Source organism: Paenarthrobacter sp. NPDC091711, from assembly GCF_044756605.1.
GTDB lineage: Bacteria > Actinomycetota > Actinomycetes > Actinomycetales > Micrococcaceae > Arthrobacter.
This window is the reverse complement of sequence record NZ_JBIVTF010000005.1, coordinates 21344-44841: the sequence shown is the minus strand read 5'-3', so window position 1 is coordinate 44841 and position 23498 is coordinate 21344. Positions and strand designations below refer to the sequence as shown.

The following is a 23498-nucleotide window of genomic DNA, read 5'->3' as shown; positions in this document are numbered from 1 at the left end:
CAGAGTCCACCAACGGGAAGGCACCATGGAAACCGTCAACACTGCTATCCAGCCCGAGAAGACCCGCCGACGTGTACTTCTGAAACTTTCCGGCGAGGTCATCGGCGGAGGCAAGCTCGGCGTCGATCCTGAGACAGTGCGCGCCATCGCCAAGCAGATCGCGGCTGCGGTCACCGAAGTAGAAGTGGCAATCGTCGTAGGCGGGGGTAACTTCTTCCGCGGCGCCGAACTGTCGCAAAGCGGCATGGATCGCTCCCGCGCCGACTACATGGGCATGCTGGGCACCGTAATGAACTGCCTTGCCCTGCAGGACTTCCTGGAGCAAGCCGGGGTGGAAACCCGCGTCCAGAGTGCCATCACCATGGGGCAGGTTGCAGAGGCCTACATTCCGCGCCGTGCCATCCGGCACATGGAAAAGGGCCGCGTGGTCATTTTCGGTGCGGGTGCCGGACTGCCCTACTTCTCCACGGACACCGTCGCCGCGCAACGTGCTCTTGAAGTGCACGCCGACGTGGTCCTCATGGCCAAGAGCGGTGTGGACGGCGTCTACACCGCAGATCCCAAAAAGGACCCCCTGGCCGAGAAGCTGGACGTCCTCAGCTACGACGACGCCCTGCGCCGTGACATCCGGGTGATGGACCAGACCGCAATGACCATGTGCAAGGACAACAGCCTGTCCATGGTGGTCTTTGGCATGGAGGGCGAGGGCAACGTTACCCGTGCCATCCTCGGCGAAACGCTGGGAACCCTGGTTACTCCCTAGCAAGGGCTAGGATATTTCTAGGACCGTCCGCCCCTGGTGGCGGATCTTTACTGTGCATTGCTTTACTGTGCATTGCCGCCTGCAGTTGGGCAGCAACTATTTCTGAGGAGAAACCCGTGATCGAAGAGACCTTGCTCGAAGCCGGCGAGAAGATGGACAAGGCGGTGGAGGTAGCCAAGGACGATTTCGCCTCGATCCGTACTGGCCGGGCCAACCCCGCCCTCTACAACAAGGTGATCGTCGAGTACTACGGCACGCCTACTCCGCTGCAGCAGCTGGCCTCCTTCGGCGTGCCGGATGCCCGCACTATCCTGATCACCCCTTACGACAAGACCGCACTGCGTGACATCGAGAAGGCCCTGAGCGACTCCGAGGTTGGAGCCAACCCCTCCAACGACGGCAACGTCATCCGCGTAACCATCCCGGAGCTCACTAAGGAGCGCCGCAAGGAGTACGTGAAGATCGTCAAGGGCAAGGGTGAGGACGCCAAGGTTTCCATCCGCAGCATCCGCCGCAAGGCCAAGGATTCCTTGGACAAGCTTGTCAAGGATGGCGAAGCCGGAGAAGACGAGGGTGCACGCGCTGAGAAGGAACTCGACGCCCTGACCAAGCAGCACGTTGACAGCATCGACGAGCTGCTCAAGCGCAAGGAAGCCGAGCTGCTCGAGGTCTGATGAACCAGGCTGAGCCGGCGCCCGCTGAGCGGGTCCCGACACGCGATACCCCTAAGCGCGCCAGACGCGTGCGGAAGAACCCCACACCGAAGGCAGGCCGGAATCTTCCGGCCGCCATCGGCGTCGGGCTTGCCATGCTTTTGGCCGTTTTAGGCGGCTTGCTTTTCCTCCCGTTGGGGTTCGTCCTGCTCACTACCGCCTTCGCGGTACTTGGCGTCTGGGAGGTTTTCAGGGCGCTTGAGGCGCAGGGCACCCGGATGCCGATCATTCCCGTGATGATCGGCAGCCTGGTGATGCCGGTATCGGCCTACTTCGGTGGGCTCGAAGGCTTGCTTTTCACCATGACGGCCAGCTCCGTGGCCGTTTTGCTGTGGCGCTCCATCGAGAGTGCCGCCGGAGCGCCGCGAAGCGTGTTCGCCGGTGTCTTTACGCTGGCGTGGATCCCTTTCCTCATCAGCTTTGCGTCGTTGTCCCTGCACACCACCAGCGGGCCTACTCCTGTCGGTTTTTGGCCGGAAGGCATCCCCGAAGGCGCATGGCAGATCGCGTCCATGCTGCTGTTGGTGGTTTCCAATGACACGTTCGGGTACATCGTTGGAGCCTCCTTCGGGAAGCACCCCATGGCCCCCAAGATCAGCCCCAAGAAGTCGTGGGAAGGCTTCGCGGGATCCGTCGGCGGCGCCATGGTGATCGGCGTCCTGGCATGTATCTTCCTGCTCGACAGGCCGTGGTGGGTAGGTCTCATCCTGGCCGTGGGCATGGTGGCCGCAGCAACCGCCGGAGACCTTGCCGAGTCCATGGTCAAGCGCGAACTTGGCGTCAAGGACATGAGCAGCATCCTGCCCGGCCACGGGGGCGTGATGGATCGCCTGGACTCCATAGTGTTCGCCGCCCCTGTAGCCTATGTTCTGTTCGCGCTGCTGAGCGGCGTCTGACAACCCAATGAAGGAAAACTAGTGGCCTTGGATATTCGACGCCAGATTCCCGCAACGTTTGATCGTGTGGAGCGCAGCAAATACGGCTATAACGCCAAGCAAGTGGACGAGTTCCTCCAGCGCGCCCGGACATCGTTTGAGAACCCCGTAGGCACCGCGGACCAAGTGGCCAGCGTTGACGTGAGGGCCGTGGCTTTTGATCCCGTCAAAGGTGGCTACGACGCTCACAGCGTCGATGCCGCGCTGGACAGGCTGGAAGATGCGTTTGCCCGCCGCGAGAGGGATGACCTCATCAGCCAGCAGGGCGAGGAAGCCTGGCTGCGACAGATCGGCAAGCTCTCAGGCATTCTCCGCGGCAGGCTTCACAGGCCCGACGGCGAACGGTTCCGCCGCCCGTCCGGGAAACGGACCCGCAGCTATAACGTCCAGGATGTTGACGCCTTGTGCGATGAGCTCATCGGGTACCTCGAGCACGATCAGGCTCTGAGCGTGGACACCGTGCGCCGGGCTGTTTTCCGTGCCGCAAAAGGCGCTGACGGTTACGAAGAGGCTCAGGTGGATGCGTTTCTCGCCCGCGTTGTAGAGCTCATGGCAGCCATCGACTAAACCGCCCCTGTGCTATCGGGGCGTGGGAGAAATGGGTGGATTGTCCCTCCACACGTTCAGATAACGCCGATGTCCGCGGACCAGCGACGTGCCGAAAAAGGCAAGCGCCGCCACGGCCGCAATGGGCACAGCGGCGATCGGGGGAATCCCGGCGGTCAACATCCCCGAGCCGAGCAGCAAGGCAAGCAGGGCTGAGTTGACGAAACCCATGAACACCATGCTGCTGCCGGCCACTTGGCTAAAGTCGGTCCGCCCTCCCAGGAAGTAGTAGGTTCGCTTGGCGCCTTCCTCATCGTCGTGGTGCCCGGCCATGAGGTACGGACGGACCCCGGGGTCCAAGTCAAGGTAAGCGGCCCGCAGGCGGTTCATGGCCAGGACATACATGAGGTCCTCCATGCCCACGCTCATCACACGGATATGGGTGAGCAGGCCAACTACAAGATCGATGCACAGAATGGTCAGCGCGAAGGCCCTGAAAGCGTCTGAAAACTGGGTGGCGTTGCCCACCAGTGCCACACTCAGCAGGCTGGCCGACGTGAAGGTCAGGAACATGCTGATGCGGGTGAGGACTTCGCCTTGGGTAGTGCTCCTTGATGCCAGCAGGCTCCAGTGTTCCGTGGCCAGTATTTGCGCGCGGACACTGGGGGACACCTCCGGTGTGGGCGACGGTGGTTCTGGACTGGCCGCGCCCGGTTCCTCGGACATGGCGCCATTGTCCACCCTGCGGGGGCAGCGGACAACGGTTTGCGCGCCGCTACCTCTCCGTCACTACCGGCCTCTCCGGCACATGCAGGCGCGACATCACGCGGTTGACCGAGGCCGGAACGCGGTTCTTGGTCATGATGGACACCGTCACGGTGGCCGCGAAGGCAGCAGGGACGCTCCATGCTGCAGGCTGAGCCAGCCACGCAGGGGCATTCCCAGGCCCCATGAGGGTGCCGGCCACCATGGCGCCGCCGCAAAGGAAAGCCCCTGTCAGCATGCCCGCGATGGCGCCCACGTCGGTCAGTCCGCGCCACCAGATCCCCAGCAAGAGCAGCGGGCAAATGGTGGATGCTGTAAAGGCAAAGACCAAACCGACGCTGCCGGCCAGCGCCAGGGTGTCGGTCATCAAGGCAAAACCCAAGGGCACGACGGCGGCGAGTACCGCAGCGAGGCGGAAGCCCCTCACGCTTCCTCCGAAGAGGTCCTGGCTGATAACGCCGGACAACGAAACAACCAGCCCGCACGTGGTGGACAGGAAGGCGGCGAAGGCTCCGGCCACCACCAAGGCGGACAGAAGCTCGCCGGCCATGCCTCCCACAAGTTTGCCGGGCAACAACAGGACCAGAGCATCGGCTTGCCCGGACTGTGCCAGCTCCGGTGCGAACATCCGTCCGAGGGCGCCGGAGAGTGTGGGAAAGAGATAAAAGACGGAGAGCAGTCCCAGCACAATCAACGTTGTCCGGCGGGCCGATTGGCCGTCCGGGTTGGTGTAAAACCTCACAAGGACGTGCGGGAGGCCCAGAGTTCCGAAGAGCAATGCAACCAGGAGAGAAATGTTTTGGTAGGCCCCGGCCGCACCTTGGCCGGTGGGATTGACCGGCAGGGGAGCCACTGGCTGAGTGCTGTTGCCGGCCAGAACCAGGAGCACGAACACTACGGGTACTGCCAGGGCAGTCAGTTTCAGCCAGTACTGGAAAGCCTGAACGAACGTGATTGAGCGCATGCCGCCTGCCGCCACTGTCAGGCAGACAACCACCACTACCGCCGTTGAGCCTACCCACGATGGCAGGCCGGTGGTGATCCTGATGGCGAGGGCTGCCCCGTGGAGTTGCGGCACAATATACAGCCAGCCAACGGCCACCACCATCAGGCTGGTCACCCGGCGGACCAGCTTGGAGTCCAACCGTGCTTCGGTGAAATCCGGAATGGTGTAGGCACCGGAGCGTCGCAAGGGAGCGGCCACGAAGAGCAGCAGCATGAGGTAACCGGCGGTGTATCCCACCGGGAACCACAGTGCGTCGGTTCCTGAAAGCAGAATCAGCCCTGCGACGCCCAGGAAGCTGGCGGCTGACAGGTACTCGCCACCGATTGCCGAAGCGTTCCACCAGGGCGGGACGGTTCGCGAGGCTACGTAGAAGTCACCGGTGGTACGTGAGATGCGCAGGCCGTAGAAGCCAATGACCGCCGTCGCGAGGGAAACGGCCAGAAAAGCGACGAGGCCAACGGCAGGGTTCACTTGTCCTCCACCAGATCCCGGTAGCGCGCCTCGTTGCGGGCTGCTGCGCGATTGTAGAGCCAGGCGCTGAGTCCGATCACAGGGTAGATGCCGGCACCCAGGACCAGCCAGTCCAGCGGAATACCGAAGATGCGGGTCTCTGCCACGCCGGGGCCGTAGACCAGGAACACAGCAAACACGGCGAGAATAATCAGGAATCCGCAGGCCACCACCAAGGCCAACCGCAATTGGGAACGGATCAGCGACCTGATAAAAATCCGTCCGGCGTCGGAGTCCTCGGTAACCTCTCGGGGATAAAGCGACCTGCCGGGTGCGGCCGTGGCTGATTGCCGTGGACCCGTCACGCGGACGCGTGTCATCCTTGCGGCCGGATGCGGGTGGTGTGCAGCTTGTCCCGCACCGATGGCAGGTGCCTGCGGCTGATGGGCAGAACAGCGCCGGCCACCGCGACGCTCGGCGCCGTCGCGGAAAGCTTCACGTGCTGTACATGGTTCAGGGCGATCAGATACGAGCGATGGATCCGGATGAACCCGGCGTCCGCCCACTTTTGTTCGAGATCGCTCAGCGGAACCCGGATCAGGTAACTGGCTTCGGCGGTGTGCAGTCGTGCATAGTCGCCCTGGGCCTGAACATAGGTGACATCGTCGCGGCGGATCATGCGGGTGGTGCTGCCGAGGTCCACCGTGATCATCTCAGGTGCAGGAGTACCGTCCTTGATGAGCTCACTGATCCGGTCCACGGAACGCGACAGCCGTTCCGCCCTGAGGGGTTTGAGCAGGTAATCGACGGCGGCGAGGTCAAAAGCTTCGAGCGCGCAGTCTTCGTCCGCGGTGACAAACACGACGGCGGGCGGACGGCTGCTGCGGGAAATGACGCGTGCGATGTCCAGCCCGGAGAGCGCCGGCATGTGGATATCGAGGAACACCGCGTCCACGGACTCTGTTTCCAAGGTCCGCAGCGCCTGGGCACCGGATGATGCCCGATGGATGGCGCCTATGCGCTCATCCCGTCCCAACAGGAAGGCGAGCTCCTCCACGGCGGGCAGTTCGTCATCGGCGACGAGCACGTTGATCATGATTAATAGACTAACGGCAGGCTCAGGCGTCGTGATCGGGCTGGGATTTGGGCACCCTCATGGTGATCATGGTCCCCTCGCCGGGCGCCGTGTCGATGACGAGCCCGTGCTCGTCGCCGTAGACCTGCCGCAAACGGGCATCCACATTGCGAAGTCCCACGTGGTCGCCGTCAGTGTGTCCGGCGAGCACGGACCGCAAGTGCTCCGGGTCCATGCCCACGCCGTCGTCCTCTATGGTCACCTCGGCGAACGCACCGGAATCGTTCGCGCAAATGGTGATGTGCCCCGGGCCTTCCTTGGCTTCCAAACCGTGCCGCACAGCGTTCTCCACCAGCGGTTGAAGGCTGAGGAACGGGATGACTGTGCTGAGGACTTCGGGAGCGATCCGCAGGCTCACTTGGACCCGCTCGCCGAACCTGGCCCGTTCCAGCAGGAGGTAGCGGTCTATGCAGCGAAGTTCCTCCGCCACGGTGGTGAAGTCCCCGTGCCGCCGGAACGAGTACCGGGTGAAATCGGCGAATTCCACCACGAGCTCCCTGGCCCGGGCCGGATCAGTATTGATGAACGAGGCAATGGCATTCAACGAGTTGTAGATGAAGTGCGGGCTGATCTGCGCACGGAGTGCCCGGACCTCAGCTTCCATCAGGAGGGTACGCGAAGATTCCAGCTCTGCCAGCTCAAGCTGCGCGGCAATCCAGTCGGCCACCTCGCTGGTGGCTCTCACCAGCCCGGCCCCGGCAGCAGGAGCCAGTGCGGCCACCGAACCAACCACACTGGATCCAGCCCTGATCGGCGCGATCACAGCGCTGAAGTCGTGATGTCCATGATCGGAGGTGGCCGGGTGACCGGCGCGGGGAACCACTACCGTGCGGCCGGTGTCCAGAACCTCGGCCGCGAGCCGCATCAATGTTGGCCGGAGTTCCTCGGCAGCACCGTCCCAGGCGAGCACGGAGTCCATGTCAGTGATGGCCAACGCATCGCAGCCCAGAAGGACACGCAGTTGCTTGCTTGCCTTGGCTGCGCCGGCGGGGTGGAGGCCGCCGCGAAGGTGCTGCCCGGCGCGCGATGCTGCATGCAGGGTGGTGTAGGTGGCTCGTTCGGCGTCCGTGCCCAGGTCGCGGAATGATCGGATCACCTTGAGGCCAACACCCACCACGACGGCGACGGCCAGCACGATCACGGCGATCGCCGCTGCGGTGAAGAGTGGGGAATCGGGCATGAGGCCAGCGTAGCCGCACGTCCGCCCATTGCCCGGATGTTCCTGCGCAGCCACCGTTTGGCGCAGCATCACAACCGCTGAGCGACGGCAGCCAACGATTCTCTGGAACAGTTACCGCAGCACGTTCCATAGTGATTGCAGTCACATTGGCAAAGCGTGTGCAGCTGATGTGGACACATCACACTCAGGAGGAACCATGGGTAATGAGGCCCAACCCCAGGACGCAACGGCGTCCGTGGACTTCCAGGAAGTCCAGCAGACGGAACGGTTCAAGACACTGCGCAAGCGGCACCGCAGCTTTGTCTTCCCGATGGCCGTCGTATTCCTGCTCTGGTATTTCGCCTACGTTCTTCTGGCCGCCTATGCGGTGGACTTCATGTCCACCAAGGTCTGGGGCAACATCAACGTCGGACTGATTCTCGGACTGCTCCAGTTCGTCACTACCTTCGGCATCACGGCATGGTACGTGAGCTACTCCAACAGGAAGCTGGACCCCATCGCTGCTGAGATCCGCAACGAGATTGAGGGCCACGAATTCGATAAGGACGGCAATGTGATCAGCGGGGTTAAGAAATGAACACCTTGGTCCCGGCAGTGAACGTCGAAGCCCTGAAGGACACCACGCTACTCAACATGGGCATTTTTGCCCTCTTCGTCGCGGTCACCATGGTGATTGTGTTCCGGGCAAGCCGGAACAACAAAACAGCTGCAGACTACTACGCAGCCGGCCGGTCATTCACGGGCTCCCAGAATGGAACCGCCATTGCCGGGGACTACCTGTCCGCGGCCTCGTTCCTGGGCATCACCGGTGCCATCGCCATTAACGGCTACGACGGTTTCCTGTACTCCATAGGCTTCCTGGTTGCGTGGCTCGTCGCGCTGCTGCTGGTGGCTGAACTGCTCCGCAACACCGGCAAGTTCACCATGGCCGATGTCCTGTCCTTCCGGCTCCGCCAGCGCCCGGTTCGCATTGCGGCAGCACTGTCCACGCTGGCGGTTTGCTTCTTCTACCTCCTCGCCCAAATGGCTGGCGCAGGCAGCCTGATTTCGCTCCTGTTGGGCATCAGCGACTGGGGCGGACAAGCCCTGGTGATTATCGTCGTCGGCGCTTTGATGATCATGTACGTACTCATTGGTGGCATGAAGGGCACCACCTGGGTGCAGATCATCAAGGCGATCCTGCTGATCGCCGGCGCCGCCGTCATGACAGCCATGGTGCTGGCCATCTACGGCTTCAACGTGTCCAGCCTGCTGGGCTCGGCAGCCGAGGCCGCCAACAACCCCGCCGTCCTCAACCCGGGACTGCAGTACGGAAAGACCGAAACGTCCAAGCTCGACTTCATGTCCTTGGGCCTGGCACTGGTCCTCGGAACAGCAGCCCTGCCGCACGTCCTGATGCGCTTCTACACCGTGCCCACAGCCAAAGAAGCCCGCAAATCCGTAGTCTGGGCCATCTGGCTGATCGGCCTGTTCTACCTCTTCACCTTGGTGCTGGGCTACGGGGCAGCCGCGCTGGTGGGCGCAGAAACCATCAAGTCCGCACCCGGCGGAGTGAACTCAGCCGCGCCGCTGCTGGCATTCCATCTGGGCGGGCCGCTGCTCCTGGGCTTTATCTCGGCGGTCGCTTTCGCCACGATCCTGGCAGTGGTGGCCGGCCTGACCATCACGGCGGCCGCATCCTTCGCCCACGATATCTACGCGAACGTCATCTCCAAGGGCAAGGCCGATGCGGACACCGAGGTGAAGGTGGCTCGACGCACCGTGGTGGTGATCGGTGTCCTGGCCATCCTTGGCGGCATCTTCGCCAACGGCCAGAATGTTGCGTTCCTGGTGGCCCTAGCCTTCGCCGTCGCGGCGTCTGCGAACTTGCCCACCATCGTGTACTCCCTGTTCTGGAGGAAGTTCACCACGCAGGGCGCGGTGTGGAGCATGTACGGCGGCCTTGCTGCGGCCATCCTGCTGATCACGTTCTCACCAGTGGTTTCCGGCGCCAAGACCTCCATGATCCCGGGAGCGAACTTCGCCCTCTTCCCGCTGAGCAACCCCGGTATTGTGTCCATCCCGCTGGCTTTCTTCCTCGGCTGGCTCGGAACGGTCCTGGACAAGCGGCGCGAAGATCCGGTCAAGCAGGCGGAGATGGAAGTGCGCTCGCTGACCGGTGTCGGAGCTGAGAAGGCGGTAGACCACTAACTCCGCACCACCATGCCATCACCAAAGGGCTCCTCCTGCGAATAGTCGCAGGAGGAGCCCTTGTGGTGGACGCGCTGCCCTCACTTCTTCAGGCTCAACCACTCCTTCAACTGGGCCAATGGCCAGATGGTGACAATCCGTTCCTTGGGCACGCCAAGGGCTTCAGCCCGCTCCGCACCGTACTGCAGGAAATCCAGCTGGCCGGGAGCGTGGGCATCGCTGTCGATGCTGAACAGGCAGCCAGCGTCGAGGGCCATTTTGATGAGGTTATCCGGCGGGTCCTGGCGTTCGGGCCGGGAGTTGATTTCCACCGCCACGCCCCACTCCGCGCATTCCTTGAAGACTTTGGCGGCATCGAATTCGGACTCGGGCCGGGTTCCCCGCGAACCCTGCACCAAGCGGCCTGTGCAATGCCCCAGGACGTTGGTATGGGGATCACTGATGCCGCCCAACATGCGCGTGGTCATGGTCTTTGTGTCGGATCGAAGCTTGGAGTGAACGCTGGCCACCACCACGTCCAGGCGGTCCAGCATGTCCGGGGTCTGGTCAAGGGTTCCATCTTCAAGGATGTCCACCTCGATTCCCTTGAGCAACCGGAAGCCATTTTGTGAGGCATTGATACCGTCCACCACACCAAGTTGCTTCTCCAGCCGTTCCACGCTGAGGCCATTGGCGATGGTGAGGTTGGGGGAGTGGTCCGTCAAGGCAAGATATTCGCGGCCGAGTGTGCGTGCTGCGGCAACCATGGCTTCGATGGGGGACCCGCCGTCGGACCAATTGCTGTGGCTGTGCAGGTCCCCGCGTAACTCCGCCCGCAGAGTGTCGCCGCCGGCGGCCAGCGCTTCCGTGCCGCGCTCACGCAAATCAGCCAGATAGCCGGGAACCCGGCCTTCCAAGGCCTGGGTAATGACTTCGGCGCTGCGGTTGCCTACGCCTTTGAGACTGGTGATGCGTCCTGAGCCCACGAGTTTCTTTAGGTCCTCGGGCGAAAGCTGCCGTGCGGCGTCGGCTGCTTTTCGGAACGCCTGGACCTTGAAAGTGGGGGCTTGGCTTCGTTCGAGCCAGAAAGAGATTTCGTCGAGCGCCTCAAGGGGATCCATGGCTCCATGATCCACGAACAAGGCGCACCATCAACAGTGGGCAGTGTTGATGGTGCGCCGGTTCGGTCACTGCCAACTAGTGGTGGTGACCCGGGTCCAGGGCGGGATTGGAGCCCTGGCCGCTTTCTTCGTGTGGCGACTGGCCGTGCTCCCCGTGCGGGACGGCATGCTGCCCTGCCATCGAGGCGGCCAGGCCTGGTGTTGCTACTGAGGCAACAACGACGGCGGCTCCGAACGCGGCTGCCAGAAGCCGCCCGGTCCTTGGCTGGCCGTGGGCGCCGCCGTCGTTGGTCTTGTAATGCCGCCTCAACCAGCCAGCCCCGGCAACTGCCATGAGCGTCAGGCCGAAAGCGGCAAAGTGGCTCACATTCAATGAGCGCTGGGTGCTGACCCCGGCCACCGTCACCACAAGATGTGCAGCAGCAGTCAGGGCGAGGACGGGGAGTGCGTATCGGGCAAGGACCAAGGTGTTGCGGTGCAGCCCCCACAGCGACCACGCCAAGAATGCGAGGCCGCCCGTGAGGGTTGCGGCACCGGCAGCAACCAGGCCGGGTGTCACCGCTTCAGTTCCTGTGAGATATCCGGCGGCCAGGGAAAGCTCCACCATCCCGGCGGCCATTGCTGCGAAGTACACGAACAGCAGGGTCGCTGCGCTGAGCGTGGGGTGATTTTTGCGTTCCATGGCTCGTCGCCGTCCTCTCGCTTGTCAAACGTCGCTTGTCAAACGCTGATCAGATGCCTCTTAAGAGGCTTTCAGTGACTGATCAGGCGCGGGCGGAAGCTACGGCGGCCTTGTCCTGGGACAGTGCGACGCCCAGCAGGACCACGGCGCTGGCAAGGTGCAGGACGTTGTCCGCACCGTTGAGGGCGATGATGTTCAGCGAGGAACCCACCAGGAAGAGTCCAAGGATGCCCACCAGGAGGTAGACGCCACCCACAGTGGTGTTGACTCCCTTGGAGAGCGTGACGCTGTTCATGCCTGCATAGAGCAGCGCAGCACCAATGGCCAAGTGGATGATGTTGTGAAGCGGATTCACGGCGAAGATGATCAGGTTGGCACCCTCGGTGGCGAAGAAGCCGATTCCCGAAGTGACAAAGAATCCGAGCACGCCTACCAAGAGGTATACGGCTCCGAAGATGGTGGCGATCAGGCGATTGGGCGAAGTACGCATGGTCCGAACCTTCCGATGATGGCCGGAAAACCCGGCCGTCCTGCTGAGCCCCGGCTGGGGCTCTCAGGCAGTGATTCGGACCATATGCGCAGGTGGATGGGTGCTTAGCGGAATTATTTCCCCATCGCCTAGGGGCGGAGGCGGATACTGCTCATTTTGAGGTCGTCGGTGCCCTCGAAGACGTACTGGAGGTTGATCGTCTTGCCGTCGCACTGCAACGTCCCCGCGAGGTTGGCTTTGTTGTTTCCGTTTTCCGAGTTCACGCTGACGGAGTTGTAGTTCGGCTTGCACGAGCTGTCCAGGTTCAGGCTGGCAATGCCGTCCACGAACGACTGCTTATCCAGTTCGTCTTTCAGTGGCTGGCTCAAGTAGTTGTCGTAGGCCTGTTCCGTTTGGCCGGAGACCACCAGGTTGGTGAATTCGTCCGCCAAGGTCCTGGCTTTGGACGTCGCGTTCCCAACCAGGTTGACGAGCAGGAGGACACCCACCACGGCCAGCACGATCACACCAGCAACAATGCTGAGGACAATCCACAGTACTTTCCGGCTCTTTTTTGGTGGCTGCTGCCCGTAGGGGTGCTGAGAGTACTGGTCCTGGGGGTACTGGCCCTGAGGGTATTGGCCGGGTTGGTACTGCCCCTGCGGGTAGGGGTTTTGAGTTTGCGGGTACGGGTTTTGCGCGGAGGGGTCGCCGCCTGGCGCCGCGTACTGCGGGTTGCCCTGGGGAGCAGCGTTCGACGGCGGCTGTTGCCACTGCGGCGAGGCTCCAGTCTGCGGGGGATACCCGGGGCCCGGGGGAACCGGGGGCGGATTCTGGCCCGGATAGTTCGGCGCGGGCTGGTTGGGTTGCGGGGGCTGGTTGGATTGTGCCGGCTGGTTGGGTTGCTCGGGCTGGTTTGATTGTTGCGGGTTGCTCACGGTAGTGCCCCTTTCGGTAGCCTTCGGCAGCGCCACCACATGGCCGGGGTCCTCTGGCCGGCCCCCGATGCGTCCACTTGCATCAAATCCTATGCGGGTGCGGTGGGCAAGTACCGCACGGCCCATTACTGCAGGTGAAGGGGCTGCAGGTGAAGGGCGATTCTCACTCGCCGGAGCGCCGGCCCAGCAGCGGTTGCACCCGGTAAGGGATCATCTCCCGCATGGCAAGCGCCGTGTCAGTCCGTTCCACCCCGTCGCAGCCGAGGATCTTTCCGTTGATGCGGTAGAGGTCCTCTGCGTCCAAAGCCACCACCCGCAAGAGCAGGTCAGCGGAGCCGGTCAGGCCGAATCCTTCAAGGATTTCCGGTATGTCAGCGAGGTCTTCGGAGAGTGAGGCTAGTTTTTGTTGCTGCACGTGGACCGTAATGAAGGCCGTGAGCGGGTACCCCAGCGCTGCGGGATTGATGCGCCGCTCGAAGGAGAGGAACGCGTGTTTCTTTTCAAGCTGCGCCATGCGGGCTTGGACGGTATTCCTGGACAGGCCGAGCTTCTGAGCCAGGGCCACTACGGTCCCTCGGGGATCTTTGGCCATGGCCGAAAGCAGCCGGGTATCAGTGCCATCCAAGGGTTGCATAATGCGCAAGATTAGCACGGTCGGGCAGCGTGAAACAGGGCAAAATGATCAATCTTTAGAGTGGTAGTTGTACCCCGTGACACTTGTGAGTAGGGTCACAGTTAACTTCGGCGAAGGTGCCGGAGGGCCGGTCTGCGGCAGGATCACAAGTCCCGCCAGCGCCGACAAAAACGAGCCGGAAGGTTGCGATCACCTGTGTTGACGGATCAGGCGGGCAAGGGAGTGGACCACCACACTCCGGGCCCAGGACAAAGTGCACAAACTCCCTTGAGGACTGGCGGAGATCTGCTCCAGTTGGTGTCGCCGAACGGCGAACGCATCAGCCATCCCGAATTCGATATCTGGGTCAAGGACATCGGTGATGAGCACCTGTGTTCCCTGTATGAGGACATGACAGTCATTCGCCGTATCGATGCGGAGGCCACGGCTCTCCAGCGGCAGGGCGAACTCGCATTGTGGCCCCCGTTGCTGGGGCAGGAGGCGGCTCAGATCGGCTCAAGCCGCTCACTCAGGGACGATGACTTCGTCTTCCCCAGCTACCGCGAAAGCGGAGTGGCCTATGTACGGGGCGCCCACCTCTCCGAGATCGCCCGGGTATGGCGCGGCAACGCCTCCTATGGTTGGGATCCTCTGCGCATCAACCTGGCGACGCCCCAGATCATCATTGGTTCCCAGAGCCTGCACGCCACCGGCTATGCCATGGGTGTGCAACTCGATGGTGCCAATACCGCGGTACTTGCCTACTTTGGCGATGGCGCCACGAGTGAAGGCGACGTCAACGAGGCCATGGTGTTTGCTGCGAGCTACCAGGCCCCCGTGGTGTTCTTCTGCCAGAACAACCACTGGGCAATTTCGGAGCCCGTTCGCGTACAGTCGCACGTCCAGCTTGCCGATAGGCCCAGCGGTTTCGGTATTCCCAGCATGCGGGTTGACGGCAATGATGTCCTGGCCGTCATGGCTGCGACCCGTTTGGCCTTGGACCGCGCCCGCAAAGGCGGAGGACCAACCTTTATTGAGGCTGTTACTTACCGCATGGGTCCGCACACCACTGCCGATGACCCCACCCGATACCGTGACCCCATCGAGTTGGAGGACTGGGCCGCCAAGGACCCCATTCTGAGGCTGCGCAAACTACTCGAGGCCAAGGGCCTGCTGACTGACGACGTGGAAGCCCGGGTGAAGTCCAAGGCCGATGCTGTGGCCGCCGAACTTCGGGCCAGCTGCATCGATATGCCGGACCCGCAGCCGCTGGATGTCTTCAATCATGTGTACAGCACTCCCAATTCCTGGATTGAGCGCCAGAAGGACCACTACTCGCGCTATTTGAACAGCTTCAACCAGCCCGTCGAGGAAGGTGCACTCTGATGTCCAAGCTCACTTTTGCCCGGGCTATCAATGCCGGCCTCCGGAAGTCCCTCGAAAACGACCCCAAAGTGGTCCTCATGGGAGAAGACATCGGCTCGCTCGGTGGCGTCTTCCGCGTCACGGATGGGCTTCAGAAAGACTTCGGCAAACACAGGGTGATCGATTCGCCGCTGGCTGAGTCCGGCATCATCGGCACCGCGGTTGGCTTGGCCTACCGCGGTTACCGGCCGGTCTGCGAAATCCAGTTCGATGGATTCATCTACCCGGCATTCGACCAGATCGTCAGCCAAGTAGCCAAGATGCACTACCGGACCCAGGGGCGGGTCAAGATGCCCATCACCATTCGCGTTCCTTTCGGTGGCGGCATCGGATCCCCGGAGCATCACTCCGAATCGCCCGAGGCATATTTCACGCACACCTCCGGCCTCCGCGTGGTAGCTGTGTCCAACCCGCAGGATGCCTACACCATGATCCAGCAGGCCATCGCTTCCGATGATCCCGTTCTCTACTTTGAGCCCAAGCGTCGTTATCACGACAAGGGCGACGTGGACGAAACCCTGGACCTCTCCACTGCCCTTCCCCTGGATAAAGCTGCCGTGGTCAGCACCGGTTCTGATGTCACGCTGGTTGCCTACGGCCCTCTGGTCAAGACGACCAAGGATGCTGCCCTGGCCGCGGCCGACGAAGGCATTTCGGTGGAAGTCATCGATCTGCGCTCGCTGGCCCCCGTGGACTACCCCGTAGTGGAAGCTTCTGTCCGTAAGACCGGACGCCTGGTCATCACGCACGAGGCCGGCCAATCCGGAGGCCTTGGCGCTGAAATCGCCGCCAGCATTACCGAACGCTGTTTCCATTACCTGGAGTCCGCCCCGGTCCGCATCACCGGCTTCGATGTTCCGTATCCGTACTCGAAACTTGAAATGCACCACCTGCCGGATCTGGACAGGATTCTTGACGGCGTGGACCGCGCCCTTGGCCGGCACAACTCCCTGAGCGGACTGGAAGGATGACCGCCACCATGATCAAGGAATTCAGGCTGCCGGACCTTGGCGAGGGCCTGACCGAATCGGAAATCCTGAGTTGGAAGGTAGCGGTGGGGGACACCGTCACACTGAATCAGGTCATCGCTGAGGTTGAAACCGCCAAGGCCGTTGTTGAGTTACCTTCGCCCTTCGCAGGAGTGGTGGCTGAACTTCATGAGCAGCCTGGCACTGTGGTGGAAGTTGGCAAGCCGATCGTCTCGTTTGAGGTTGACGACGCCGGGTCCTCCTTGGGTGGCGGTGTACCGGGTGGCGGTGTACCGGGTAACGGTGAACGGTCTGCTGGTGCTGGGTCCGCCGCGAACCAGTCCGCCGGGAACCAGTCCGCTGGCGACAGGGCCGCCGTCGACGCATCCGCCAAGGGTTCGCCGGCAAATGCCGGTGCTCAAGCGGTGGGAGCCCCAGCGAAACGTGAGCCAAACCTGGTGGGGTACGGCGCCGTCGTCGAGCATTCCGGACGACCCACCCGCCGGGCGCGCGGCCAAGTCCAGGACGTGAAGGCTGCACCCCCGGCGGCTCCGGCGGTCACCGAGCCTGTGGTGGCTCGTCAGGCAGAGGCTGAGAACTCTGAGCGTCCGCGCTCAACCCCGCCCGTGCGTAAACTTGCGCGCGATCTTGGTGTTGAGCTGGAACTCGTCCCAGGTACCGGACCCGGCGGGCTCATTACCCGTGAGGATGTCCAAAACTTCACCGGCGCAGTTGAGGTCCCGGCCGGGGTTCCCGATGTTGCCGGGCAAGACGAACGCGAGACCCGCACGCCCATCAAGGGCGTCCGTAAGTTCACGGCCGCTGCCATGGTGCAAAGCGCTTTCACTGCGCCGCATGTCACGGAATTCCTCACGGTGGACGTCACGGCAACCATGGAATTGCTGGCAAGGCTCAAGGGCAACAAGGCGTTCGACGGATACAAGCTGACGCCGCTGACCATTGCGTCCAAAGCTGTCCTGGTGGCGCTCCGGAACAACCCATCGCTGAACTCACGGTGGGATGAGGCCAGCCAGGAGATTGTCCAGTTCAACTACGTGAATCTGGGCATCGCGGCCGCCACACCCCGAGGCCTGACCGTTCCGAACATCAAGGACGCGGACAAGCTGACGCTGCGTGAGCTTTCCACGGCGCTGACCGAACTCACGGACACCGCACGAGCAGGCAAGACGTCGCCGTCGGAGTTGTCAGGTGGCACCATCTCCATCACCAACATCGGCGTGTTTGGCATCGACGCCGGGACGCCCATCCTGAATCCGGGCGAGGCCGCCATCGTGGCCCTGGGCGCTGTAAGGAAGGCGCCGTGGGTGGTCAACGATGAGTTGGCCGTGCGACAGGTCATGTCACTAAGCCTGTCCTTCGACCACCGCTTGGTGGACGGTGAGCAGGGATCCCGATTCCTTGCCGATCTGGGTGCCATCCTGTCCGACCCCGCCATGGTGATGACCATGATTTAGGGTGCAACTGAAGCTGCGCCGGCCCATCCCTTTACGAGTGCTTGCAGGAAACTGCAGCTAAGGGGTGGGCCGTCGCGCGTCAACCCGGGGGAGCGCCAGCCAGTCTTAGTCCTCGGTTGGTGTGGTGCGGTTGGAGTGGACGGTGCGCCAGCTGTGCTCTGGTTCAAAACCCAGCAGCCTGCGCGCCTTGTCAATGGACAGCATGGTTTCGTGCTCGCCCAGTTCCTTGAGGACCTCGACGCCGGGGAAGACTTCCGCAGCCAGCTCGGCACTTCTCCGGCTCATCACGGTATCGGCAGCTGCGATGATGAAGGCTTCAAAACCCGGTTCGCCATGCTCCAACGCCCTGACAACTGCAAGTGCACCGTCCCGGGCATCGATGTAGCCCCATAGATTCCATTTGCGCAACGTGGCATCGGAATCGAAGGAGGGAAAGGCGTCGTAATCCTCAGGGTCCATCACGTTGGAGAAGCGCAGGGCGGTGATGCTGAGGTCCGGATCCCACCTGGTGAGTTGGATGGCCATCTGCTCCTCGAGGTGCTTGACCAGCGAGTAGGTGCTTTCCGGGCGGGCAGCGTACTCCTCATCTACCGGAATGTAGGGAGGGTCGATCTCGAAAGGCAGACCCAGGACGGTCTCGCTGGAGGCATAGACCACCTTTTTGATGCCGGCCCTCCGCGCTGCTTGGAAGACGTTGTACGTGGACACCATGTTGTTCTCGAAGATCGCGGCGTCCGGGGCAAGACCCGGCGCGGGGATGGCGGCCAAGTGAACGATAGCGTCCAAGCCGCTGTGCTGATCGTCCAGGCCCAGGATGACATCCAGGACCTGTCCGTAGTTGCGGAGGTCAACGTTGACGTAGCCCTTGCCGCGGGTTCCGGCACAGTCCATGTTGAGCACCTGGTGGCCATCCTGCGTGAGCCGCCGGACCACACTCCTACCCAGTTTTCCGCTTCCGCCCGTGACAGCAATCCTCATGGTCTGATCCTTCGTAGTGGCTATTCCGGATCGTCGAATGTGACGTCCAACCGGGTCACATGCAACCCGGTCACGTCCAACCCTAGGCGGCGCGCTCGAGCGGCACAGCCCCTGAAGCAGGCCCTGTGAGTCCTAGGAACACTGGACCGACGCGGGTTGCGCGGGTTGCCGGTTTGCGCAGGGCACGCGGGTTGCCGGTTTGCGCAGGGCACGCGGGTTGCCGGTTTGCGCAGGGCACGCGGGTTGCCGGTTTGCGCAGAACACTACCTGACCCGGGCTTCACATGAGCGCTCCCAAGTTCCCTTGCGCAGTGACGCCGCGCTCTGTCTCTACCTTCTCTGTGTTTGCTGTGTTCTCTGCGTTCTCTTTGTTCTTTGGGGTGTGTGGTGGTGGTTTTGTCGGGGTGTTTGTTGGGGGTCGATGTGGGGTGGGGGGATGAACCAGGGGACCCCTGTTGTCATGTCGATGCGCCATTGTTCTTTGTGGATGAGGTGGTGGTGGTGGCTGCAGAGCAGGGTGCCGTTGTCGGTGCTGGTGGTGCCGCCGTGGGACCAGTAGGTGGTGTGGTGGGCTTCGCACCAGGGTGCGGGCATGGTGCAGTCGGGGAAGGCGCAGCCGCCGTCGCGGGCGGTGATGGCTTTGCGGATGTGGGGTGGGAAGATCCGGGTGGTCCGTCCGATGTCCAGTACGCGGGAGTCGCTGCCGAGCAGGACGGGGAGGATGTCCGCGTCGCAGGCGATTTTGCGGATGGTGTTCGGGTGGATCGGGCCCAGGAACGTCGCCGTCCCAGACCCCGACCTTGACCCAGACACCGACCTTGACCCAGACCCAGGCCTTGACCCAGACCCTGTCCTTGTCCCGGTGCCCGTGCCTTTTCCGGCGCCGGTCCCGGTTCCGGTCCCGGTACCGGCGCCGGTGCTGGGAAGGCCGCCGTTGCCGTTGCCGTGGTTCGAGCCGGTTCTAATACGGCCGTGGTCTTCGTGGGGGCGGGTGTCGTTGAGTTGGTTGAGAAGTTCTTGGTAGCCGATGGTGACGGTGAGTTGGGGTCGGAGTCCGCCGTTGGAGGGTAGTTTCCCGGTGGTCATCGCAACACTGCAGGCCCCGAGGAGGCCGTTGAGGTGTTTCTGGGGCCGGGTACGCAGGTCCAGGACCGGCCCCGCTCCGGCTCCAGTGTCAGATTGGGACTCAGATCCGGCGTCGGACTCTGTGGTGGTGGTGAGTCTGGGGTTGGTGGCGGTGTTCATGACGGTAGTGAGGGTTTCGTATTGTTCGTCGGTGGCGAAGATTTCGATGTGGTGGAGTCCGTAGCGGCGTCGGCGGCGCAGGAACGCGCCTTGGTGCTGACGGAGGACTTCTTCGGAAGGTTCGGGGCCGTCGTGGTCGATGTAGTCGATCCAGCGTTTGGTCATTTTGGTGAGGAAGTCCGGGTCGGTCTCCACCGCGGTGCCGGTGAGGGCTTGTTCCATCCGGGTGATGGTTTCGTCGTCGGTGAGGTGCCGGACTTTGTCCAGGGCGGTGCTGATGATCGTCGCGGACCGGGAAGGCACCAACGCGGCCCCGACAGCGTCGGCGAGGATTTCGCGGCGGGCCGGGATGTCTTGTCCGGTCATTCCGGTTTGGGGGAGGACCTCGGGGGCGAGGGCGAGCCTGCGCCGGGCTTCACCGATACTGATCCGTAACCGTGCCCGAAGGAACTGCGCCGCGTCCCGGTACCCGTCATCCACCACACTGCGCCCGTCATCTACAGCTTTGGTCGCCCCCGGAACCGTTGCGCCCGTGGCTGGTTCGGTCCAGCCCGTCCGCCACTCCGGTGCTGCCGCCGAGGACCCCGGACCGACTTGCTGTGCCTCTCTACGGGTCCGTTCCACAGCCTGGGCCGCGACCACCTGCAAAAACTCCACCGACCGGGACAACTCCTCGACCCTGCCCGCAAAATCAGCAGCCCCAACAAACCCCAACAACCGCACCTCATCGATGACGGACAATCGTGCGGAGTCCAGAAGTGCAGCGGCGTCGTCAAGAAGTTCACCCAACTCCACTCCCGAAACCGAAACGGGGTCAAGACGCAGCCCGCGCGGACGTTGGATCCACTGGTCAGGATCCGGGCTGGCGCCGGTCAGGGCTTCCCGCCGTGGACCGGACACACATCCGGCATTGATTACCGAAGCATCTGCCTCCGTGCCGCCCGGGGGTCCGGTGTCTGTGGCTTTGGCGCCGGTGGACTCTGCAGCCCGGGCGTCCTTGGCCTGGCTCTTGAGCTGCTTTGCACCGTTGAGCGCACCAGTACTGTTGAGCCGGCCAGCGCTGTTGACCGGGCCAGTTTCGTTGAGCCAGCCAGTGCCGTTGGGAAGGGTAGTTCCGCTGAACCAGTCAGTACTGTTGACCCGGTCAGTTCGGTTGGCAGGGACAGTTGCGTTGAGCCAGGCGGCACCGTTGGGCAGCCCAGCGTCCTTGGGCCGCTTGACGCCGTCGAATCGGCCAGCACCGTGGGCCAATCCAGTTCCGTGGAAATGTTCGATCACGGTGATGGGCGCCGTGGAATCAGTGCCACCGGCCTTGGCCAAGTGCGGCATGTCCTCAACGCGCTGTGACCGAAGAGCAGCCAGGGCAGCGACAGCAGGGGACGGTTCCGCCCAAGATGCCATCAACTGCGCCAATTTCTCCATGAATTAATCATTTCACTGGGGTCTGACATTTTTAGCGGGACGCAGCAAGACACAGCCGGACAATGAAGGACATTACGAACAGCCAGCCAAGAACAGCGAGGCAGACCTGCCATCAGACGGAGGTCAGTGCCGCCAGAGCCATCTGTTCCAGGATGGGACGGGCGGACTTCACCGCGATCTTCCTGCCGTGATGGCGTACGGAGTGAGGGGTGGAGTTGATGAGTCCAAAGGCTGCGTGTGCCCGGACGCGCAGCCCTGCAATGTCGGCGCCCTCGTGGAGCCGTGCCAGGACGTCCACCCAGGTTTCCACGTAGCTTCTCTGCAGGGACCTGACCTTGGCTTGGTCGTCGTCGCTGAGGCTGCCGAAGTCCCGGTCCTGGACCCGGATGACCTCCGGATTGCTCAGGGCGAAGTCCACCTGGAACCGGATCAGCCCGGTGAGCGCGGAAAGGGCATCCTCCGCTTCGGAGACTACGCGCTGGCCACCGTCCAGCAGGTCCCGGCTGACGCTGAGGAGTAGCTCGCCGAGGACCGCTTGTTTGCCGGGGAAGTGGCGGTACACGGCTGGTCCACTGACGCCTGCCGCTGCTCCGAGGTCTTCGAGGGACACCCTGCTAAAGCCGTTTTCCGCGAAGAGACCTGCGGCTGCGGACAGCAACGCCATGCGGCGCAGCTCCTTGGCCTGGCTTCGTTGCGTTGTAGCCGCACCGGTGCCGTTGGTATTTGCTTCCGGGCTTACGGTCATGTGGTCCTCCTTGGCGCCCATGCCGGCTCAGCAGGCCTGGCGGGCCATGCTGTGCTGGACATCACAGTTAATAAAGACTAACCTAAATTTCAGTTACGTGGCACTAACCGAAATGGCCTGGGGCCGGGAATGGAACACGGTCAATGGAGACACTCGCCAACCTGATGGCATCCACCAGCGGCACCTTCGAAGCCAACCGTGAGGCGCAGCTGGCCTTGGTGGAGGAGCTGAAGGAACGGCTCGCGACGGCGTCCCTCGGCGGCCCGGCAAAGTCGCGGGAGCGGCACATCGCCCGCGGGAAACTTCTGCCGCGTGAACGGATCGACTACCTGCTCGATGACGGCAGCCCGTTCCTTGAGATCGCGCCTCTGGCTGCCAATGGCATGTACAACGACGAGTCCCCGGGCGCCGGCGTCATTGCGGGCATTGGCTTGGTCCATGGCCGCCATGTTCTGGTGATCTCCAACGACGCCACGGTCAAGGGTGGGACCTACTATCCCATGACCGTGAAGAAACACCTCCGGGCTCAGGAAATCGCCCTGGAGAACAAGCTTCCCTGTATCTACCTCGTCGATTCCGGCGGAGCGTTCCTGCCCAAGCAGGACGAGGTCTTCCCGGACAAGGAGCACTTTGGCCGGATCTTCTTCAACCAGGCCAAAATGTCCGCGGCCAAGATCCCGCAGATCGCCTCTGTCATGGGATCGTGCACGGCTGGCGGCGCCTATGTACCGGCCATGAGCGATGAGACGGTCATCGTCCGGAATCAGGGCACCATCTTCCTGGGTGGCCCGCCCTTGGTCAAAGCAGCCATTGGCGAGATCGTCACTGCTGAGGAGCTGGGCGGCGGCGACGTCCATTCAAGGATTTCCGGAGTCACGGACCACCTCGCCGAGAACGACCAGCATGCGCTGGAGATCGTTCGGGACATTGTGGCCACGGTGCCGAAACCGGCGCAGCCGGTCTGGGACGTGTCCGACGTCGTCCTGCCGCCCGTCGTCGAGCCTGCAGAGATCTACGGTGTTGTTCCCACGGACGTCAACGCCCAATACGACGTCCGGGAAGTCATCGCCAGACTGGTTGATGGATCCGAATTCCATGAGTTCAAGAAGAACTACGGCACCACCCTGGTGACCGGATTCGCGCACCTGCACGGTCATCCCGTGGGCATCGTGGCCAACAACGGGGTCCTCTTCAGCGAGTCGTCCTTAAAGGGCGCTCATTTCATTGAGCTCTGCGATCAGCGCGGCATCCCTCTGATCTTCCTGCAGAACCTCTCCGGCTTCATGGTGGGTAAGGACTACGAACAGGGCGGCATCGCCAAGAACGGCGCCAAGATGGTCACCGCAGTGGCCACGGCCCGGGTGCCCAAGCTGACGGTGGTGATCGGCGGTTCCTTTGGGGCAGGCAACTACTCCATGTGCGGCCGGGCTTACTCGCCACGATTCCTCTGGATGTGGCCAGCCGCCCGCATCTCGGTCATGGGCGGAAACCAGGCTTCCAGCGTCCTGGCCACCGTCAAAAGGGACCAGTATGAGGCAGCGGGACAGGAATGGTCCGCCGAGGACGAGGAAGCCTTCAAAGCTCCCATCAAGCAACAGTACGAGGACCAGGGAAGCCCCTATTACTCCACCGCAAGGCTGTGGGATGACGGCATCATCGATCCCGCTGACACCCGGCGAGTCTTGGGGATGGCCCTGGACGTCGTCTCCCGCCAACAACTGCCCGAGACCTCCTTCGGCCTCTTCAGGATGTGACC

The 23498-nt window shown here is 62.7% G+C and carries 23 protein-coding genes; 10 read left to right on the top strand and 13 right to left on the bottom strand.

The annotated features are described in order from the left end of the window. Positions 1–25: 25 nt before the first annotated feature. The 4 genes from pyrH (at position 26) to ACIQH5_RS09930 (ending at position 2978) form a co-directional block, all read left to right on the top strand. Complete coding sequence (gene pyrH / locus ACIQH5_RS09945; RefSeq protein ID WP_024820277.1) at positions 26–763, top strand: UMP kinase; 738 nt, start codon at positions 26–28, stop codon at positions 761–763. Positions 764–879: 116 nt separating this feature from the next. Then, positions 880–1437, top strand: a complete 558-nt coding sequence (frr, locus tag ACIQH5_RS09940) for a ribosome recycling factor (RefSeq protein WP_011774219.1) — start codon at positions 880–882, stop codon at positions 1435–1437. After that, positions 1437–2372, top strand: coding sequence for a phosphatidate cytidylyltransferase (locus ACIQH5_RS09935; protein ID WP_400402587.1), 936 nt, complete (start codon positions 1437–1439; stop codon positions 2370–2372). Before frr ends, ACIQH5_RS09935 begins: the two co-directional genes overlap by 1 nt. Positions 2373–2393: 21 nt before the next feature. Next, positions 2394–2978, top strand: a complete 585-nt coding sequence (locus ACIQH5_RS09930; protein ID WP_062067436.1) for a DivIVA domain-containing protein — start codon at positions 2394–2396, stop codon at positions 2976–2978. Between the two features lie 12 nt (positions 2979–2990). Here ACIQH5_RS09930 and ACIQH5_RS09925 read toward each other — a convergent pair whose 3' ends face one another. From ACIQH5_RS09925 to ACIQH5_RS09905, 5 genes are read right to left on the bottom strand one after another with little or no spacing between them, the layout of a single operon-like run. Next, on the bottom strand, positions 2991–3683 hold the full coding sequence (locus ACIQH5_RS09925; protein WP_400402584.1) for a hypothetical protein: 693 nt from the start codon (positions 3681–3683) through the stop codon (positions 2991–2993). Between the two features lie 49 nt (positions 3684–3732). After that, positions 3733–5199 carry a cation acetate symporter gene (locus ACIQH5_RS09920; protein ID WP_400402581.1) on the bottom strand — a complete coding sequence of 489 codons (1467 nt, stop codon included), beginning with the start codon at positions 5197–5199 and terminating at the stop codon, positions 3733–3735. Continuing rightward, complete coding sequence (locus ACIQH5_RS09915; protein ID WP_062067446.1) at positions 5196–5558, bottom strand: hypothetical protein; 363 nt, start codon at positions 5556–5558, stop codon at positions 5196–5198. The genes ACIQH5_RS09920 and ACIQH5_RS09915 overlap by 4 nt, the downstream gene beginning before the upstream one ends. After that, positions 5555–6274 carry a LytR/AlgR family response regulator transcription factor gene (locus tag ACIQH5_RS09910; protein WP_400402579.1) on the bottom strand — a complete coding sequence of 240 codons (720 nt, stop codon included), beginning with the start codon at positions 6272–6274 and terminating at the stop codon, positions 5555–5557. The genes ACIQH5_RS09915 and ACIQH5_RS09910 overlap by 4 nt, the downstream gene beginning before the upstream one ends. A 22-nt stretch (positions 6275–6296) precedes the next feature. Next, positions 6297–7493, bottom strand: coding sequence for a sensor histidine kinase (locus ACIQH5_RS09905; RefSeq protein WP_400402576.1), 1197 nt, complete (start codon positions 7491–7493; stop codon positions 6297–6299). Between the two features lie 196 nt (positions 7494–7689). Between ACIQH5_RS09905 and ACIQH5_RS09900 the strand changes: the two genes are divergently transcribed. Both ACIQH5_RS09900 and ACIQH5_RS09895 read left to right on the top strand, forming a co-directional pair. After that, positions 7690–8070 carry a DUF485 domain-containing protein gene (locus tag ACIQH5_RS09900; protein ID WP_062067452.1) on the top strand — a complete coding sequence of 127 codons (381 nt, stop codon included), beginning with the start codon at positions 7690–7692 and terminating at the stop codon, positions 8068–8070. Next, positions 8067–9683, top strand: coding sequence for a cation acetate symporter (locus tag ACIQH5_RS09895; protein WP_400402572.1), 1617 nt, complete (start codon positions 8067–8069; stop codon positions 9681–9683). Before ACIQH5_RS09900 ends, ACIQH5_RS09895 begins: the two co-directional genes overlap by 4 nt. A gap of 80 nt (positions 9684–9763) precedes the next feature. On the opposite strand, the gene ACIQH5_RS09890 is transcribed toward ACIQH5_RS09895, so the two are convergent. The 5 genes from ACIQH5_RS09890 to ACIQH5_RS09870 form a co-directional block, all read right to left on the bottom strand. Next, positions 9764–10783, bottom strand: coding sequence for a PHP domain-containing protein (locus ACIQH5_RS09890; protein ID WP_400402569.1), 1020 nt, complete (start codon positions 10781–10783; stop codon positions 9764–9766). A 76-nt stretch (positions 10784–10859) separates the two neighbouring features. Next, a complete protein-coding gene (locus tag ACIQH5_RS09885) occupies positions 10860–11465 on the bottom strand; it encodes a hypothetical protein (RefSeq protein ID WP_400402566.1) in 606 nt (201 codons plus the stop codon). Positions 11466–11547: 82 nt separating this feature from the next. Continuing rightward, the gene (locus ACIQH5_RS09880) at positions 11548–11955 is read right to left on the bottom strand and encodes a DUF4383 domain-containing protein (protein ID WP_024820290.1); all 408 of its coding nucleotides are present in this window, start codon (positions 11953–11955) and stop codon (positions 11548–11550) included. A 128-nt stretch (positions 11956–12083) separates the two neighbouring features. Further along, positions 12084–12872 carry a hypothetical protein gene (locus ACIQH5_RS09875; RefSeq protein ID WP_400402563.1) on the bottom strand — a complete coding sequence of 263 codons (789 nt, stop codon included), beginning with the start codon at positions 12870–12872 and terminating at the stop codon, positions 12084–12086. A 163-nt stretch (positions 12873–13035) separates the two neighbouring features. Next, entirely contained in the window at positions 13036–13506 is a 471-nt protein-coding gene (locus ACIQH5_RS09870; protein WP_024820292.1) for an Lrp/AsnC family transcriptional regulator, read from the bottom strand. A 195-nt stretch (positions 13507–13701) separates the two neighbouring features. Here ACIQH5_RS09870 and pdhA point away from each other — a divergent pair, with 195 nt between their 5' ends. The 3 genes from pdhA to ACIQH5_RS09855 are packed head-to-tail and all read left to right on the top strand — an operon-like array spanning position 13702 to position 17353. After that, on the top strand, positions 13702–14871 hold the full coding sequence (gene pdhA / locus ACIQH5_RS09865) for a pyruvate dehydrogenase (acetyl-transferring) E1 component subunit alpha (RefSeq protein ID WP_400402561.1): 1170 nt from the start codon (positions 13702–13704) through the stop codon (positions 14869–14871). Beyond that, on the top strand, positions 14871–15881 hold the full coding sequence (locus tag ACIQH5_RS09860; protein WP_400402559.1) for an alpha-ketoacid dehydrogenase subunit beta: 1011 nt from the start codon (positions 14871–14873) through the stop codon (positions 15879–15881). Before pdhA ends, ACIQH5_RS09860 begins: the two co-directional genes overlap by 1 nt. Beyond that, entirely contained in the window at positions 15878–17353 is a 1476-nt protein-coding gene (locus tag ACIQH5_RS09855) for a dihydrolipoamide acetyltransferase family protein (protein ID WP_400402557.1), read from the top strand. The genes ACIQH5_RS09860 and ACIQH5_RS09855 overlap by 4 nt, the downstream gene beginning before the upstream one ends. Before the next feature lie 105 nt (positions 17354–17458). On the opposite strand, the gene ACIQH5_RS09850 is transcribed toward ACIQH5_RS09855, so the two are convergent. The 3 genes from ACIQH5_RS09850 to ACIQH5_RS09840 all read right to left on the bottom strand — a co-directional run bounded on the left by ACIQH5_RS09850 (position 17459) and on the right by ACIQH5_RS09840 (position 21742). Continuing rightward, on the bottom strand, positions 17459–18331 hold the full coding sequence (locus ACIQH5_RS09850) for an NAD-dependent epimerase/dehydratase family protein (protein ID WP_400402555.1): 873 nt from the start codon (positions 18329–18331) through the stop codon (positions 17459–17461). A 329-nt stretch (positions 18332–18660) separates the two neighbouring features. Further along, on the bottom strand, positions 18661–20997 hold the full coding sequence (locus ACIQH5_RS09845; RefSeq protein ID WP_400402553.1) for a DUF222 domain-containing protein: 2337 nt from the start codon (positions 20995–20997) through the stop codon (positions 18661–18663). Between the two features lie 112 nt (positions 20998–21109). Then, positions 21110–21742 (bottom strand): TetR/AcrR family transcriptional regulator, encoded by a 633-nt coding sequence (locus tag ACIQH5_RS09840; protein ID WP_400402551.1) that lies wholly within the window; start codon positions 21740–21742, stop codon positions 21110–21112. 143 nt (positions 21743–21885) lie between these two features. On the opposite strand from ACIQH5_RS09840, the gene ACIQH5_RS09835 reads away from it, so the two are divergent. After that, the gene (locus ACIQH5_RS09835; RefSeq protein WP_400402549.1) at positions 21886–23496 is read left to right on the top strand and encodes a carboxyl transferase domain-containing protein; all 1611 of its coding nucleotides are present in this window, start codon (positions 21886–21888) and stop codon (positions 23494–23496) included. Positions 23497–23498: the final 2 nt, after the last annotated feature.

Bases quoted from the DNA above. Each gene is read 5' to 3' on its own strand.
- ACIQH5_RS09850 (WP_400402555.1), bottom strand. From the start codon at position 18,331: ATGAGGATTGCTGTCACGGGCGGAAGCGGAAAACTGGGTAGGAGTGTG.
- ACIQH5_RS09845 (WP_400402553.1), bottom strand. From the start codon at position 20,997: ATGGAGAAATTGGCGCAGTTGATGGCATCTTGGGCGGAACCGTCCCCT.
- ACIQH5_RS09925 (WP_400402584.1), bottom strand. From the start codon at position 3,683: ATGTCCGAGGAACCGGGCGCGGCCAGTCCAGAACCACCGTCGCCCACA.
- ACIQH5_RS09835 (WP_400402549.1), top strand. From the start codon at position 21,886: ATGGAGACACTCGCCAACCTGATGGCATCCACCAGCGGCACCTTCGAA.
- ACIQH5_RS09880 (WP_024820290.1), bottom strand. From the start codon at position 11,955: ATGCGTACTTCGCCCAATCGCCTGATCGCCACCATCTTCGGAGCCGTA.
- ACIQH5_RS09895 (WP_400402572.1), top strand. From the start codon at position 8,067: ATGAACACCTTGGTCCCGGCAGTGAACGTCGAAGCCCTGAAGGACACC.
- ACIQH5_RS09915 (WP_062067446.1), bottom strand. From the start codon at position 5,558: ATGACACGCGTCCGCGTGACGGGTCCACGGCAATCAGCCACGGCCGCA.
- ACIQH5_RS09870 (WP_024820292.1), bottom strand. From the start codon at position 13,506: ATGCAACCCTTGGATGGCACTGATACCCGGCTGCTTTCGGCCATGGCC.
- ACIQH5_RS09900 (WP_062067452.1), top strand. From the start codon at position 7,690: ATGGGTAATGAGGCCCAACCCCAGGACGCAACGGCGTCCGTGGACTTC.
- ACIQH5_RS09885 (WP_400402566.1), bottom strand. From the start codon at position 11,465: ATGGAACGCAAAAATCACCCCACGCTCAGCGCAGCGACCCTGCTGTTC.
- pyrH (WP_024820277.1), top strand. From the start codon at position 26: ATGGAAACCGTCAACACTGCTATCCAGCCCGAGAAGACCCGCCGACGT.
- ACIQH5_RS09935 (WP_400402587.1), top strand. From the start codon at position 1,437: ATGAACCAGGCTGAGCCGGCGCCCGCTGAGCGGGTCCCGACACGCGAT.
- ACIQH5_RS09860 (WP_400402559.1), top strand. From the start codon at position 14,871: ATGTCCAAGCTCACTTTTGCCCGGGCTATCAATGCCGGCCTCCGGAAG.
- ACIQH5_RS09910 (WP_400402579.1), bottom strand. From the start codon at position 6,274: ATGATCAACGTGCTCGTCGCCGATGACGAACTGCCCGCCGTGGAGGAG.
- ACIQH5_RS09840 (WP_400402551.1), bottom strand. From the start codon at position 21,742: ATGACCGTAAGCCCGGAAGCAAATACCAACGGCACCGGTGCGGCTACA.
- ACIQH5_RS09905 (WP_400402576.1), bottom strand. From the start codon at position 7,493: ATGCCCGATTCCCCACTCTTCACCGCAGCGGCGATCGCCGTGATCGTG.
- ACIQH5_RS09855 (WP_400402557.1), top strand. From the start codon at position 15,878: ATGACCGCCACCATGATCAAGGAATTCAGGCTGCCGGACCTTGGCGAG.
- ACIQH5_RS09890 (WP_400402569.1), bottom strand. From the start codon at position 10,783: ATGGATCCCCTTGAGGCGCTCGACGAAATCTCTTTCTGGCTCGAACGA.